We start from the raw sequence: 14648 nt of genomic DNA, 5'->3' as shown, positions 1-14648 counted from the left end.
GTTGTAAGGAAGGGGGGTGGCAAAATGAGACATTCCAAAGAAAGCATCGGCAGTATGAAGCGCGGCAGCAGCACCAAAGCGCCCAAAGGTATGTCAGTAGCTGCCAAAAGCCCGGCTCAGATGAGAGGGAGAAGCGGCGGCAAACCGATCGGGGGGCATATCACTGCGGCCAGAAAAACCTCGTCCACGGCACGGGGTAAAAAATGAGGTCCATGACCTTTGATACAGGGCAGACAGTAACGGCAGCTCTCTTATCGAGAACTGCCGTTCTTGTATCTGCACCCGGTTTGACACAGTCGGGGGCGTGGATAGACTTTCTCGATCCTGGAACGGCTCATGACAGGGACGAGACGGAATTCAGGAACATCAAGAAAGGCCAAACCTGATGAAAATGATCCTGGCATGCGCACTGATACTGCTCGTGAGTTTTCTGCTGGGCGCGGCGCAGCCCTCGGAGGTGGCGGTACTCACCGTAGACGGGCCGATCAACCCGGCAACCGCCGCCTACCTCACGGCCAACCTCCAGAGCGCCGCCGACCGGGGCGACCGGCTCGTGCTCATCGAGATGGACACCCCGGGCGGGCTCGACTCCTCGATGCGCGGCATCGTGAAGGAGATCTTCGCCGCCAAGGTGCCGGTGGCGGTCTACGTGGCCCCCTCCGGGGCGCGGGCGGCCTCGGCCGGTGCGGTGATCGCCCTTTCCGCCGCCATCTGCGCCATGGCGCCGGGAACCAACATCGGCGCGGCGCACCCGGTCACCATGGGGCAAAAGGTCGAGAAAGTCATGGAGGAGAAGATCCTCAACGATGCCGAGGCGTACGTGGAGGGGATCGCCCGCAACCGCGGACGCAACGTGGAACTCGCCAAAAAGATGGTGCGGGAAAGCATCTCGGTCTCCGCCGAGCGTGCCCTCCAGGAGAAGGTGACCGACCTCATCGCCACCGACCGGACCGATCTCCTCAAAAAACTGGAGGGCCGGCGCATCGTGAAGGGGGGCCGGGAAACCGTGCTCAGACTCTCGGGGGCCAAGGTGGTCCTGCACCCGATGGGGAACCGCGACCGCATCCTCAACACCATCGGGAACCCTGACGTGGCCTACGTGCTGATGCTCCTGGGGATCCTCGGCATCTTCTTCGAACTCTCCACCCCCGGCGCCATCTTCCCCGGCGTCATCGGCGGCATCTCGCTGATCCTCGCCTTTTTCGCCTTCCAAACCCTGCCGGTCAACTACGCCGGATTTCTCCTTATCCTGCTCGCCTTCGTCCTCTTCATCGCCGAGATCAAGATCGTCTCGCACGGCATCCTGGCCATCGGCGGGGCGATCGCCTTCATTCTCGGCTCGCTCCTCCTCTTTCCATCCCCGGAGCCGTATCTCCGGGTCTCGCGCTGGATCATCGCACTGACCTGCCTGGCGACCGCCCTCTTCGTAACGCTGGTCATAACCAAGGCGGTCCAGGCGCACCGCCAGCGGCCGATCACCGGTCCCGAAGGGCTCATCGGCACTGCAGGGGTGGCGGAAACCGACGTTGGCGCCCAGGGCAAGGTCCTGATCCGGGGCGAGTACTGGAATGCCCGGAGCAACGAGGCGATCCGCAGCGGTGAACCGGTCGAGGTGGTCGGGGTCGAGGGGCTGCAGGTGACGGTCCGGAAACGAAACGGTACCGTGCCATGAAAAAGCAACCGATCTGGACACCTTCCCCGGAACGGGTCGAGCGCAGCAACCTGATGCGCTTCATGCGCCTGGTCAACGAGCGGCACCGCAGCCGGTTTTCCAGCTACGGCGAGCTTTACGACTGGTCGGTGAGCGAGATTGCTTCGTTTTGGGCCGATTTTTGGGACTTCCTCGGCATCATCGCCTCCAAGCGGTACGACTCGGTCGTGGACGACCCGGGACGGATGCCGGGGGCGCGCTGGTTCGAGGGTGCCCGGCTCAATTTCGCCGAAAACCTCCTCCGCTACCGGGACGATCGGACCGCCATCGTGTCCGGCACCGAAAGCGGAGAGCTTTCCCGCCTGAGCTATGCCGAGCTTTACGCTGCAGTGGCGCGGGTAGCCCAAGCGCTGCGGCGCGCCGGGATCGGGCCGGGAGACCGGGTGGCGGCGCTGCTCCCGAACCTCCCGGAGACCGTGATCGCCATGCTTGCGGCAACCAGCGTCGGGGCGACCTGGTCCTCCTGCTCCCCCGATTTCGGGACCCAGGGAGTGGTGGACCGTTTCGGACAGATCGGGCCGCGGGTTCTCTTTGCCACGGACGGATACCGGTACGGCGGCAAGGAGTTCGACATTCGCGACCGGCTCGCCGAGATCGTGGAGCGGATCCCGGAAATCGAGCAGGTGGTGCTGGTGCCGCAGCTCGTCGACGATGGCGGCAGCGGCGGCGTGCCGCGCTCCACCACGTGGCGGGACTTTACCTCCGGGACCGCCGGCTCGGACCTATCGTTTGCCCAGCTCCCGGCGAGCCACCCGCTCTACATCATGTACTCCTCCGGGACCACCGGACCCCCCAAATGCATGGTGCAGGGGGCGGCCGGAATCCTGATGCAGCAGTTAAAGGAACTGGTGCTCCATACCGATCTCACCCGGGACGATACCATCCTCTACCTCACCACCTGCGGCTGGATGATGTGGAACTGGCTGGTGACATCGCTTGCGGTCGGCGCCACCATCGTTTTATACGAAGGACACCCCTTCCATCCCGACCCCGGGGTGCTCTGGCGGCTGGCGGCCGACGAGGGAATCACCGTTTTCGGCACCAGCGCGCGTTACCTCGCCAACCTGCAGCGCACCCTCCCCTGGCCCGGCCGGCATTTCGATATCACCCGGCTGCGCGCGGTCCTTTCCACCGGCTCCCCCCTATCCGAAGAGACCTTCCGCTACGTCTACCGGGAGGTGAAGAACGACCTCCAGTTGGCTTCCATTTCCGGAGGCACCGACCTCAACGGCTGTTTCGCTCTGGGGAACCCGATCGGGGCGGTGTACCCGGGCGAACTGCAGTGCCGCGGACTCGGCATGGCGGTAGAGGTCTACGACGCGAAAGGGGAACCGGTGGTCGGTGAGGGAGGCGAGCTGGTCTGCCGGGCCTCCTTCCCTTCGATGCCGCTTTATTTCTGGAACGACCCGGACGGCAGCAAGTACCGCCGGGCCTATTTCGAAAAATTCCCGGGGGTCTGGACCCACGGCGACTGGTGCACCCTCACCGAGACCGGCAGCATGATTATCCACGGACGCTCCGACGCCACCCTCAATCCCGGCGGGGTGAGGATCGGAAGCGCCGAGCTCTACCGACTTATGGAAACCTTTCCGGAGGTGGCGGATAGCCTGGCCGTCGGCCAGCGCTGGGAGGGGGATGAGCGGGTGATCCTCTTTTTAAAACTTGCCGGCGGGGAGCTGAGCGAGGATCTGCAGGAGCGGATCCGGCGGGCCATCAAGGAGCAGCTTTCGCCACGGCACGTTCCGGCGAAGATCCTGGCGGTGGCGGACATCCCCTACACCCGGAACATGAAGAAGGTGGAACTGGCGGTGCGCCAGACGATCCACGGGGAGCCGGTCCCGAACCGCGAGGCGCTCGCCAATCCGGAGGCGCTGGAGCTGTTCCGGGATCTGAAAGAGTTGCAGAGTTGATTTGAGTAGCCGGCAATCTCGATGATGAAAAAGGGCGCAGCATGCTGCGCCCCTACGGTATCGGATCCATCTCTCCTTAAGACCCTTCTTTCCCTTCCCCACCAACTCCGTCTTGAACGCCACGCAACAACCTGGGCCGACCGCCTCCGCAGGCGATATCCCCTTTTCTCCGATTCCAGCTCGATGATGTCGTCAATCGCGCCCGGAAGCGCGTTCCCACCGGGTATGCGCCGGTCCGGCCCGGATCGGCATCTGGGGCTATCGGCGGCTTTGCCGCGCCCCTCCTGCCAAGACGGGGGGCGGGAGCGCCTGCCGAAGGTCAGCGCGGCACGAAATAGACGTCGGTCGGTTTGAACTTGCTGTTGCGGATGAACCGCGCCCAGACCGGCATGCCGATGTAGACCTCCTCTGGCTCCGCGCCCACCAGCCGGGACAAAAACAGCGTGTCGACCCCGTCGAACTCCACCAGGATCAGGGTGAACGGGGTCTCCTTCAAAAAGGCTTCGCCACCGAAGTGACAGGTGGTGAAGGTATGGACCCTCCCCTCCCGCGGCAGTTCGAACCATTCAGTCTTGCCGCCGCACTCCATGCAGATGCCCCGCGGGGTGGCAAAGCGCCTCCCGCAGGAGGTGCAGTGGCTTCCCAGGAGCTTTCCTTGGGACAGCCCGACGAAAAAAGGGGAGTCCTGCGCGTAGCTGTGCAGGTAGTCGATCTCGTAATGGTATTTCTGGATGATGGGATCGGTATTGAAAAGAACGGTTCCGTCCTGGGTCTCCGGCAGTTGGTAATGTTTGTCCATGGTTACACCCTCTCCAGGATCGATACGGTGATGTAGGTTCCGGTGCCGGCATGGCTGTGGATGAGCCCGCGCCGAGCGTCCGGGATCTGCAGGGTGGTATCGCGCAGGTGCTTGCCGATGGTCCCCTGCAACTGCCAGAAGGCGAACACCGCCTGCATCAGGCCGGTCGCCCCGACCGGATGCCCGCAGGCCAAAAGCCCCCCCGACGGGTTGACCGGAAGCCGGGGCCACTGCTCCGAACCGGAGAAGGAAAGACCGTAGTCGAGGTTGGGGAGAAACGGAGCCCCGGAGTCGACGTAGCTCCCTCCTTCGCCGTAACGGCAAAGCCCGAGATCCTCGCAGGTCTGGATCTCGGAGGAGGTGTAGGCATCGTGCAGTTCGACGAAATCGAGCTCTTCCCCCGGGTTCCCGATGCCCGCCATCTCGTAGGCAAGCTTCGCCGCCATCCGGCCGCCCCGGAAGGAGTGGACGCCGGGATACTTGAGGTCGGCATACTCCTCTTCGGTCTCGTGCGGGAGGAGGATCACCTTGCCGTGCGGGCGGTCCGCCATCCGCATCGCGTCGGTCCCGCTCCCTACCCCGGTGACCTTTACCGGGGTCCCGCCGAACCGCTGGGCCACCTCCTCGGAAGCGAGCACCACCACCGCGGCACCTTCCGACATCTGGCAGATGTCGAGAAGGGTGAGCGGTGTGGCCACCATCAGCGCCGAGCGGACCTCGTCGATGGTCAGCTTCCCGGGGCGCTGGGCGTAGGGGTTGTACAGCGCGTTTGCGTGGTTCTTGATCGAGACCTTCGCCATCTGCTCGACCGTGGTCCCGAACTCATGCATGTGGCGCTGGACCATCATCGCATAGTAACCGGAATAGAAGCCGCCGACCGGGAAGTCGAAGTTGGTGTCGGAGGCAAGGGCGATGAATTCGTTTCCCTTCCAGGTGTTCACCCGCCCCATGGTCTCGAACCCCATGGCGAGGCAGCAGTTGAGCCTGCCGGAAGCGACGGATTCCCAGGCGGACTGGAAACAGAGCCCCCCGGTCGCCCCGCCCCCCTCGACCCGGCGCGACGGTTTGGGATCGAGCCCCAGGTAGTCCTGGACCATCGCCCCCGCCATGAGCTGCCGGGTAAAGTGGTCCGAGAAATAGGAGCAGACGCTGCCGTCGATGGCATCCCGGCTCAGGCCGGGAAGATCGGCAAGGGCATACTCGAAGGCGTCCGCCACCATCTTGCGGAAATCGCTTTGCGGGTGGGCCTTGGCAAACTTGGTGATCCCCCCCGATATCATGTAGACCGGTCTCATGGCTTTCCCCCCTCCCCAAGCATCTCCCGGGAGATGATGGTCCGCTGGATCTCGGACGTCCCCTCCCCGATCTCGCACAACTTGGCCTCCCTCAGGTAACGTTCCACGGCAAAGGCCCTGGTATAGCCGTAGCCGCCATGCATCTGGACCGCTTTCAGCGCGGCGCGCGTCGCCGCTTCCGAAGCGTAGAGCTTCGCCATCGACGCCTCCTTGGTGAAACGTATCCCGCGGTCCTTCATCTGCGCCGCCCGCATCACCAAAAGGCGCGCCGCATCCAGTTCCGTCGCCATGTCCGCGATCATGAAACGCAGCGCCTGGAACTCGGCGATCGGGTGCCCGAAGGCGTTTCGCTTCTTGAGGTATGTCAGGCTGTCTTCCAGGCAGGCGCGCCCGATCCCCAGCGCCATCGCGGCGATCCCCACCCGACCGGCATCGAGCACGTGCATCGCCTGGTGAAATCCCTGGTTCTGGGCCCCGATCAGGTTTTCCTTGGGGAGCCGCACCGCCCGCAACATGAGCGCCACCGTGTCGCTGGCCCGGTAGCCGAGTTTGTCGAGGTTCTTCCCTTTACCAAGCCCCTCGACATCCCCGGGGACGATGAAGGCGGAAAGTTTGCCGGAAGTCCCGGCGGGATCGGTCACCGCCATCACCACGAGAGTGCCGGCCCGGGAACCGTTGGAAATGAAGTACTTGTTGCCGTCCAGGCGCCATCCCTCACCGTCGGCCACCGCCATGGTGCGGATACCGGCGGCATCGCTTCCGGCATCCGGCTCGGAAAGGGCCCAGCCGCCGAGCTGCCGCCCGCTCACCAGCGGCGCGAGATACTTTTCCTTCTGTTCCTCGGAGGCAAAAAGATCGATGTGCGTCGCACACAAGGTATGGGCCAGCAGCGTAATGGCAATGGAAGCATCCACCCGGGCCAGTTCCTCCACCACGATCACGTAGCTCGCGAAGTCGCGCCCTCCCCCGCCGAACCGGGTCGGAAAGATCAACCCGAAAAAGCCCATCTGCTGCAGGGTCCGAATCTGGTCGGCCGGGAACTCGCCGGTGGCATCACGTTGTGCTGCCCCGGGCGCCAGTTCGGAACGGGCAAACTCCCGAACCAGGTTCCTCAGTTTCAGCTGTTCGTCGTTTAACTCCAGGCTCATCGGTGCTCCCCTCCGGATGCTTCTAGTTAATGAGTACCGCGGTCAGTGCGTTAACATTAAAAGCAGCATCCGCCGCGGTGCACCAATTATAATGGGCAACTTCAGCATCTCAATGTGTGGGGAAAAGATTGGGGGCGTTACCGAAAGGGCTCACCGAGGGTGAGTGAAGGGGAATGACCGCGGAGGGGATTTCCTGCCGGAGCGACGTTGCGGTCGCGATCGGGTCTAGCTGAATGCGAGGTAGCGGCCGACCAAGTGGGAGCGCCTTCCCAAGCGAGTAAACGGGAGGACCCCCTAGCGCCGCCTTCGGCGGATCGCGCCTGGAAAGGCGCTCTCACCTTAGAAAAGGACGTGCACCAGTCATAAAGGCAGGCGAGATCAGGACATCGGCAACTGAACCGGGAACTGCCGGGACATGGCGCGGATGAAGTTCCGGACCCGCTGGGCATTGGTGCCGACATCGCTGATGCCGACCCGCGATACCGAACGGATGTCCAGAAGGGACCGCTTCCCGGCGGGGGTGATCCGGATGACGACGTCATCCTTGAAGCCGAACCAGAAGGTCGTATCGGTTGCCTCGATCCTGCCGTGGACCGGATCCATGGCGACGATCTGCCAGCCGAGATCCTGCACCTCCCCAACCGCGTGCTTGAAGGCCTGCTCGGCGGGAACCGGAAGGACGAGGGTCCTGATGTCCGGGTACGCCTCCCGTTGCTGGACGGCAACCGATGCACCCGGATAGGGAACCGGACCGCCCCGGTAGGGGATGACGGCGTCGAATTCCGGCGGGGTGGCGATATCGGTCGTAATATCGTGGATCTTCGGATAACGCATGGCATTCATCTTCCAGGAGAACGGGAGGCCGAAGGCGAGAACCCCACAGGCGATCGCGACCAGGGAAATGAGCACGCCCCGCAGCCATTCCTGGCGGATGGCGATGATGCCGAAGATGAGACCGAGAAGCGCGGTTACGGCGCCGGCCACGGCGGCATATTTGAGGATGGCGAAACCGGTGCGGAATTGCCAAAGTCCGAACCGGGTGCCGAACCCGGCCGCGACCAAGGCAACGGCCGGAAGCGATCCGATCACGGCAAACGCCAGGTATATGCCGGTCGGACGTGAACTTTTCGCGCGCTGAGTGTCGTTTTCCATATGAGCCCCCTTACCATCCTTCCAAGGTGCCCAAATACCGGGAAAGCTGCAGCTGCTTTCGGGTTGCGACCACGGCACCCGAGGCGCTTGCTATCCCTTGACCACGCCCCCGATGACGCCGGAGCCGTTCGGCAGTTGCAGGGGAATCCGCCTCACATAGGTGACACCCGCTTCCGAGAGGAGATCCTTCAGTTCCCCCTCGCTGTAGGCCTGACCTTGGGAGGTACCGATCAGCATATTGAGCGAGAACAGGGTCGGGAATAGCGGACCGTCCTTGGTGTCGTCCAGGACGAACTCCTGCACCAGGATCAATCCCCCCGGCTCCAGGGTCTTTACCGCCTTTTTCAAAAGCTGCCGGCACCCTTCCGGTCCCCAGCTGTGCAGGATGTGGGAGAGCCAGGCGACATCGAACCCGCGCGGCAGCTCGTCGGTGTCGAAGTCCCGCGCGACGAACTCGATCCGGTCCGAGAGGCCGAAGCTCGCCACCGTCTTCTCGGCAAAAGCGCGGGTCGTGGGGAGATCGCAGATGACCGCGCTCAGCTCGGGGTTCTCCCGGCAAAAGTGAATCGCGTAGGTTCCCGGACCGCCGCCGAGGTCGAGCAGCCGGCGCCGTCCCTTCAGATCGATCTGCGGCACGATCTTCGGGGCAAGTTGCATGGCGAGATTGAACATTCCCATCAGGAAGCTTTCCTGCTCGGAAGGGTCGCTGTCATGGGAGGAAGGAACCCGGACCTTGGAGCCGGTCCGGACCGCCTCGTCCAGCCGCCCCCAGCTGGCAACCAGGTGATGGTGATGCATGATGATGTGCCCGAGATACTTGGGAGACGACTGGGACAGGTATTCGTTGGCAAAGGGGGTGTTCACGTAGGTGTCGCCCGACTTCTCCATCAGGCCCAGGCCGCACATCGCGTTGAGCAGCATGGTGAGCCCCCGGAGATCGCAGCCGCATTTGCGCGCGATTTCGGTCGCGGCTTGCGGCGTCGCGGCGCAGGTGAAGACCTTGAGCTTGACGGCGGCATGGAGGGCACAGGTGCTCCAGTAACTGCCGGAGAGTTCGAGAAGTTGCGCTGGGGTCCAGGATCTGTTTTCCAAGGCTTGCTCTCCTTTTCCTGCATTTTCTTTCAGCATCCACCTTTGCGAGGTGGGATGTCAATTTCGTTGGAGCCCGTCAATCTAATGAGACGTGCCGCCGGGTTAGTCAGTGTACAGAGGATTGCCCGCAAGTCAAGGCGCTGCCACCTCAAATGAGGCAGGGGGTGGATTATTTAAGGCACGCTAATGCGGCTTCGTATCCTGTCCCCGCACGGTGTCCACCAGGATTACCGAACCTTACGCACCTGCCGCCATCATGGCATTAGGTTTGCTTAATCTTGGAGCGAAACAGGCACTTTTATAAAAACGGAGGTTTGGAGATGAAAAAGGTTCTATCTTCTGTAGTCTCGGCAATCGTCGCGGTATCCCTGGCATCCATCGTCTTCGCCCAGACCGATACCTCCCCCACCACCAATACCGGCGAGACGGCCGGCAGCACCGGGAACCAGATGCAGCAGACCCAGCCGACCAAGAAGCATAAGAAACACAAAAAAGCGCATAAAAAATCCAAGAAGAAAGCAAAATCGAAGCAAGGTGCCACTTCCGGCATGGGTCCGGGGAGCACCGGCACCTCCGGCACGATGGGCGGCACCAGCGGTGGCACCCCCAGCGGCACCGGCGGCACCCCCGGCGCGCCGGGCGGGAGCACCGGCTCCGACACGGGCAGCCCCGCCGGCGGCGGCTCCTACGGCGGCGGGCAGTAGGGCGCTGGAATCAGGGGGCTGAAGAGTTTCTTTCGGTGCCGGCGGGCAGCCAACACTTCAAATGCCTTCCAAAACCTCCCAAACCGTCGGTCCTGAAAGGAAAAAGGCCACATCTTTCGATGTGGCCTTTTTTTATTGGCGCTCCCTTCACCAAGGATCCCTCCCCCGTGAAGGGGAGGGAATGGCCTTTGGAGGATGGAGTTACTTCTTCTCCGGAGCCGGGACCTTGATCTCGTGCTCCGGGTGGAACATGAGTTTTTTCTGGCCGCGGTTGTTGGTGTACTTGGTAAGCTCCAGGTCGACCTTGGCCGGGACCTCGATGCCGGCCCGGTTCAGGGCCAGCCGCAGCGTCACCTCGGCAGAGGCGGCAAAGCGCGCCGCGTCGTTGAGAACGCGCATGGTCTCGCCGGGGTTGTGGAAGCCGATGGAGTTCTCGGCACCGATGAAGATCAGCCGGTAGAAGGCCTGCTCGTACTGCTCGCGTGCCTCGTTGTAGAAGGAACGGTCGATCGGCTTGCCGGCAGCGGCCGCATGGTTGGCGATTTCGAAGATCTTGGCCACGGTAGCGGTCTGGTAACCGGTGCGCAGGTACAGGCTCATGGTGGCGTCCTGGATCTCGAAAATCTTCCGGCGCAGCTGGTCGGGGGTCTCGGTGTGGCAGGCGGCGCACGCCTTCAGGTCGGCCTTGAGCGGGCTCATGACGCGGTGGTCCGCCACCTTCTGGCCGTTGACCGTGACCTGCGGCATGTGGCAGTCGGCGCAGGTGACCCCTTGGTTCCAGTGCGGGCTGTTGTTGGAATAGAGCTCGTATTCCGGATGACGGATGAAGCCGAGCTTGAAGCCGGTAACGCTCTGGGTCCACTCGCCGTTGGCCGGGTTGCTCTTGATGAACTTGATGATGTTTTCGATGCTGATGTTGCCGACCTTGCTGCCGGCCCACGGGAAGACCACGTCGGTGGAATGCATCTCCTTATCCTTCGGGATGCAGTAGCTGACGTGGCACTGGGCGCAGACCAGGGTGCGCATATCCTGCTGGGTGAGCTTGCTCTCGTCGACGCCCATCGCCTGGAGCGCCTTGCCGAGGGTGAACCCGCGGGAGATCCGCAGTTTCATCCCTTTGCTGTCGTGGCAGTCGATGCAGGCGACGCCGAGGGTCTGCTGGTCCTTGGGCAGCCGGGCCAGGACTTCCTTGTACGGGGTGGAGAAATATGCCCCGCCCATCTGCTTCTGAAGCGTCGGGGCATACGGAGTCTTGCAGGTCAGGCAGGAACCGCCCGCCTTGATCCGGCCCGGATCAACTTCGAGCTGGTCCTGGACCATGAAGTAGTGGCCGCGCGGTTCCTTGTACTCGGACCCGAAGCCCCACCCGTTGTAGAGAAGGGCCAGGAATGGATATTCGTCGAGCTTGTCCGGGCGCGCCTCACCGACGTCGTACCCTTTTTTGTAGCGGCTCTTTCCGGCCGGGGTCGGCTGGCCGGTCGACTTCCACATATCGTACTCGACCGGGTAGACCTTGCCCCAGGCAGCCGGGTCGATGGTCCCTTCCGGAATCTCCGTCGCCTTCATCGGCTCGACCTTTTGCTGCGAACATCCCGCCCACAGTGCCGCAACGACAAACATCGCGGCGATCCCACTTCTCGTTACCAGTTTGTTCATCCGTTCCCTCCCTTTGCTGTTGTGTCCACGTTCGTCTCTATGCCATTGGACCAATCCGGTCCCAATAATCCGGGGGGCAGATTATCAGGGCAAAAACATCAGTTCTTTGACTAACGTCAAGGAAGCATGAATTTTGTAAGAAAGGTGCAATCGAGTCGTTACCTTCCCCAGTTCGCCCCGGCGGCAAACGCCATGCAGCGTTCGAAGACGTCGTAAGTAAGTTCGGGAGGATCGATTCCCTCGGTGGCGACATCGGTGTGGCGGCGCTCGAAATTGCGGATGTCGGACAGGTACGGCCGGTACGGTTCCACGAACTTGTCGAAAAGCGCCTCCGCCGGGTTGGGCGCAAATCCTTCCGGGGCCGGACCGTAGTGAACCTTGATCCCGCGAATGTTGAGAAACCGCTCGCAGTAGCACGCCAGCTCTTCCATGGATACGGGGCGGTTGCTGGTCAGATGGTAGATCGTGTCGCTGTCGGGCCGATCCAGCACCGCCAGCACCGCGGCAACGAAGTAGTCGATGGGTATCAGGTTCACGGACCCCCTCCGGGGGAGATGGATACGCAGCGGAAGGTGCAGGGTCCCGTCAGCGTCAAGGTAGATGCCGTGCCGGCGGGCCTTCTCCCCCCCCAGCTCCCGGATCTCCTTCAGATAGATGTCCCGGATGGCGCTCAGAGAACGGACGTGGTGGTAAAGGGCGGTGAAGCGGGTCGCCTGCCCGGTGCGGGAGTCCCCGTAAACGATGGAGGGGCGCAGGATGGTGTAGGGAATGCCGAGCCGGCTGCACTCCTCGGCGACGTCGCGCTCGGCCCACGCCTTGGTCTCCTCGTAGACGTTGGCGTGCCTTGCCGCGATCACCGGAGCTTCGGGACAGCTGGAGGTCTCGGCACCAAAGACGTAGGCGGTGGATACGTAGTGGAAGTAGGCCGCGCGGCTGCGGCGGGCGAGCTCGATGATCGATGCGAGGCTTCGGACGTTGGTTTGGATGGAGGCCAGCCGGTTCGTCTCGGAGAACCGGGTGTCGGAGGCGCAGTGCAGAAAATGGGTGGCTTTCAGGCAGACGCCGGCGTATTGGTGCCAGTTGAGCCCGCACGAAGGGTCGGAAAAATCGGCTTCCAGCACGTCGACCTGGTGCTTCTTCGGTGTGGCCCCCAACGATGCCAGCAGGGCATCGACCCGCTCCCGCAGCGGCCGCGTCCCCTGCGGCCGCCCCAGGATAATGAGCCGGTCCCCCCGCTGGACCAGCGCCGCCATGAGATGGCTGCCCAGAAACCCGGTGGCACCGGTCATGACAATGGTTTCGTTCGAGTCGGTCATGGTCGCCCCCTTAGCAGTAGAGCAGGTTTTCCATCCGGCAGACCCCCTGGTGCAGCAGGTAGCGCAACCAGCGGATGGTCCCGGTCTTCGCGGCGTACTTCTCGATCACCGCTCCAACCTCGCCGGCCGCCACCCGGAAATCGGCGATCTGCGCCGGGTCGGTGTGATCGACGAAGTAGTCGTACTCGAACATGCAACGTTTCCCGTCGTCCACCGGGGTGATGAAACCGAGATCGTGCTTGATCCCGTGTTTCGCGGCAATTGCGGCGAACTCGCGGACCAGGACGCCAAGGAGCTCCGCTTCGAGCGGCAAATACACCAGGATCGGAAAGAAATGCTTTTCCCGCCCGATGCGGGAACTGGTGACCCGGAACATGTTGAGCCAGACCAGGTCGGTCATCTCGCTACCGGCGTAAAGCTCGGCATAGAAAGAGCGCAGATCGGGATCGACCTCCTTAAGCAGCGCCTCCGGGGACGGACCCAGCGCGGTTTCGGCCAGTTCGCTGAAGCCCTGGATCTTGAGATAGGAAAATGGTTCCTCCTGGGAGACCTCGGTAAGGAGTTCCAGCCATTCCGCCGCCCCCAGTGCGTTGAGACCGAGGTTGAGGGTCCGGAAGAGCTTCTGGTCGATCAACGGGCGCCCCATATCCGCCACCGACCTGAGGGCATGGCGGTCCCCCAGCACGACCACGAGGTATTCCATCCCGAGCTTCGTTGAAAGGGTCTCCTTCACGGTAACCGCCTGCGCCTGCGTCGGAGAGATGAATGAGGAGACGTACTCGGCGCCCAGGATGCCGATCCCGAAACCGATGCGTCGCACCGCGCAGTCCCGGGCAAAGGCGACGGCGTCGTCGAGGCCCTGGAAGGGGACCAGGACTCCCGCTTCGTCGTCGCTCCGCGGGTGGAGCTTGATGGTGGCGGATGTGCAGACAAAGCGGCTTTCCTGGTCGGTCATCTGGAAAGCGAACAGGTTGGGAGCCTCCTTGTCGTTCAGGGAAAAGCGCCTCCCCTCCCGGGAGACGAACTCGGCATCCACCACGTTGCTCGCGCAGGTGCCGTAGGCGGTCGACAGCAGGGAAAGGATGCCGGAGGTCATGATGCTGGAGATAACCGAAGCGGCGCCTTCGGCGACGCAGACCCGGTAGCCGCGCCGCACCGCCTCGCTTTGGAGCTCGAACGCGGTAACGCCGGGGCCGATGCGCGCCGTCCAGTTCTTCTCGTCGAACTCGATACGCTTCATCCGGTTCATGTCGATGATGGCGCCGTCCCCCAAGGCAAAACCGAGGATATTGGTGCCGTTGCCCCGGACGGTCCAGGCAATGCCGTGTTCCCGGAACAGGGCGAGGAGCGCCGCCACCTGTTCGGCCGACTCGGGCAGGACCACGTAGCGGGGAATGCGCTGGTCGGCAAGCGGGCAGGGATCCGTGGAATAAGTAACCGTGACCGCGGGATCGCTGTCGGCCCACCGGGAGCCGACGATGGCGCGGATCTCAGCGAGCAGGGGATCGGCATCGGAAGCGGCGCGATCCGGCTGCGGATGCCCCACGACGAACCGTTTCAGCGCCCTCATCACCGCGGTGGGACGCATCCCCGTCACGAAATAGCATTGGTAATCGCATTTGCCGCACAGGGTGCAGCCATCGGCGATCTCCTTTGCCCGTGCGGTGACGGGTATCTTCCCTTCGGCCAGCGCGGCATAAAGGAGCATCCTTCCCTGGGGATAGTAGGCGACGAAGCGTCGATCGGCACCGGACTCGCAGATTCCGGTGCCCAGAAAGTCGATCTTGCACATGGCATACTGACGGCACCCCTTCGCCATCTGCAGCGCCTGTTCCGCGCTCACCTCAAGACAATCCATTGGTGCT

General features: G+C 63.0%; 11 protein-coding genes. 3 read left to right on the top strand and 8 right to left on the bottom strand.

Features of this window, described 5'->3' with window-relative positions:
* Nucleotides 1-385 precede the first annotated feature (385 nt).
* Both JFN93_RS16405 and JFN93_RS16400 read left to right on the top strand, forming a co-directional pair.
* Entirely contained in the window at nt 386-1672 is a 1287-nt protein-coding gene (locus JFN93_RS16405; RefSeq protein WP_199385193.1) for an NfeD family protein, read from the top strand.
* Nucleotides 1669-3621 carry an acetoacetate--CoA ligase gene (locus tag JFN93_RS16400; protein WP_199385192.1) on the top strand — a complete coding sequence of 651 codons (1953 nt, stop codon included), beginning with the start codon at nt 1669-1671 and terminating at the stop codon, nt 3619-3621. Before JFN93_RS16405 ends, JFN93_RS16400 begins: the two co-directional genes overlap by 4 nt.
* A 319-nt stretch (nt 3622-3940) precedes the next feature.
* On the opposite strand, the gene JFN93_RS16395 is transcribed toward JFN93_RS16400, so the two are convergent.
* From JFN93_RS16395 to JFN93_RS16375, 5 genes are all read right to left on the bottom strand, one after another.
* A complete protein-coding gene (locus tag JFN93_RS16395; RefSeq protein WP_199385190.1) occupies nt 3941-4420 on the bottom strand; it encodes a Zn-ribbon domain-containing OB-fold protein in 480 nt (159 codons plus the stop codon).
* Between the two features lie 2 nt (nt 4421-4422).
* Nucleotides 4423-5715: a thiolase C-terminal domain-containing protein gene (locus tag JFN93_RS16390; RefSeq protein ID WP_199385188.1), complete on the bottom strand. Its 1293-nt coding sequence runs from the start codon at nt 5713-5715 to the stop codon at nt 4423-4425.
* Nucleotides 5712-6863 carry an acyl-CoA dehydrogenase family protein gene (locus JFN93_RS16385; protein ID WP_199385186.1) on the bottom strand — a complete coding sequence of 384 codons (1152 nt, stop codon included), beginning with the start codon at nt 6861-6863 and terminating at the stop codon, nt 5712-5714. Before JFN93_RS16385 ends, JFN93_RS16390 begins: the two co-directional genes overlap by 4 nt.
* 378 nt (nt 6864-7241) lie before the next feature.
* Nucleotides 7242-8015 carry a DUF1499 domain-containing protein gene (locus JFN93_RS16380; protein WP_199385184.1) on the bottom strand — a complete coding sequence of 258 codons (774 nt, stop codon included), beginning with the start codon at nt 8013-8015 and terminating at the stop codon, nt 7242-7244.
* Nucleotides 8016-8105: 90 nt separating this feature from the next.
* Nucleotides 8106-9107: a methyltransferase gene (locus tag JFN93_RS16375; protein ID WP_199385182.1), complete on the bottom strand. Its 1002-nt coding sequence runs from the start codon at nt 9105-9107 to the stop codon at nt 8106-8108.
* A 320-nt stretch (nt 9108-9427) separates the two neighbouring features.
* On the opposite strand from JFN93_RS16375, the gene JFN93_RS16370 reads away from it, so the two are divergent.
* Nucleotides 9428-9811 carry a hypothetical protein gene (locus tag JFN93_RS16370; RefSeq protein WP_199385180.1) on the top strand — a complete coding sequence of 128 codons (384 nt, stop codon included), beginning with the start codon at nt 9428-9430 and terminating at the stop codon, nt 9809-9811.
* 201 nt (nt 9812-10012) lie between these two features.
* Here JFN93_RS16370 and JFN93_RS16365 read toward each other — a convergent pair whose 3' ends face one another.
* From JFN93_RS16365 to JFN93_RS16355, 3 genes are all read right to left on the bottom strand, one after another.
* The gene (locus JFN93_RS16365) at nt 10013-11467 is read right to left on the bottom strand and encodes an ammonia-forming cytochrome c nitrite reductase subunit c552 (RefSeq protein WP_199385179.1); all 1455 of its coding nucleotides are present in this window, start codon (nt 11465-11467) and stop codon (nt 10013-10015) included.
* A gap of 158 nt (nt 11468-11625) precedes the next feature.
* Nucleotides 11626-12783 carry an SDR family oxidoreductase gene (locus JFN93_RS16360; protein WP_199385177.1) on the bottom strand — a complete coding sequence of 386 codons (1158 nt, stop codon included), beginning with the start codon at nt 12781-12783 and terminating at the stop codon, nt 11626-11628.
* A gap of 10 nt (nt 12784-12793) precedes the next feature.
* A complete protein-coding gene (locus JFN93_RS16355) occupies nt 12794-14641 on the bottom strand; it encodes an FAD-binding oxidoreductase (RefSeq protein ID WP_199385176.1) in 1848 nt (615 codons plus the stop codon).
* Nucleotides 14642-14648 lie beyond the last annotated feature (7 nt).

This window comes from Geomesophilobacter sediminis (assembly GCF_016458275.1).
GTDB lineage: Bacteria > Desulfobacterota > Desulfuromonadia > Geobacterales > Geobacteraceae > Geomesophilobacter > Geomesophilobacter sediminis.
This window is presented reverse-complemented; position numbering and strand designations above follow the sequence as displayed.

What these genes read in the sequence shown, in the direction of transcription:
- JFN93_RS16405 (WP_199385193.1), top strand. Translation starts at nt 386, where the DNA reads ATGAAAATGATCCTGGCATGCGCACTGATACTGCTCGTGAGTTTTCTG.
- JFN93_RS16400 (WP_199385192.1), top strand. Translation starts at nt 1,669, where the DNA reads ATGAAAAAGCAACCGATCTGGACACCTTCCCCGGAACGGGTCGAGCGC.
- JFN93_RS16395 (WP_199385190.1), bottom strand. Translation starts at nt 4,420, where the DNA reads ATGGACAAACATTACCAACTGCCGGAGACCCAGGACGGAACCGTTCTT.
- JFN93_RS16390 (WP_199385188.1), bottom strand. Translation starts at nt 5,715, where the DNA reads ATGAGACCGGTCTACATGATATCGGGGGGGATCACCAAGTTTGCCAAG.
- JFN93_RS16385 (WP_199385186.1), bottom strand. Translation starts at nt 6,863, where the DNA reads ATGAGCCTGGAGTTAAACGACGAACAGCTGAAACTGAGGAACCTGGTT.
- JFN93_RS16380 (WP_199385184.1), bottom strand. Translation starts at nt 8,015, where the DNA reads ATGGAAAACGACACTCAGCGCGCGAAAAGTTCACGTCCGACCGGCATA.
- JFN93_RS16370 (WP_199385180.1), top strand. Translation starts at nt 9,428, where the DNA reads ATGAAAAAGGTTCTATCTTCTGTAGTCTCGGCAATCGTCGCGGTATCC.
- JFN93_RS16365 (WP_199385179.1), bottom strand. Translation starts at nt 11,467, where the DNA reads ATGAACAAACTGGTAACGAGAAGTGGGATCGCCGCGATGTTTGTCGTT.
- JFN93_RS16360 (WP_199385177.1), bottom strand. Translation starts at nt 12,783, where the DNA reads ATGACCGACTCGAACGAAACCATTGTCATGACCGGTGCCACCGGGTTT.
- JFN93_RS16355 (WP_199385176.1), bottom strand. Translation starts at nt 14,641, where the DNA reads ATGGATTGTCTTGAGGTGAGCGCGGAACAGGCGCTGCAGATGGCGAAG.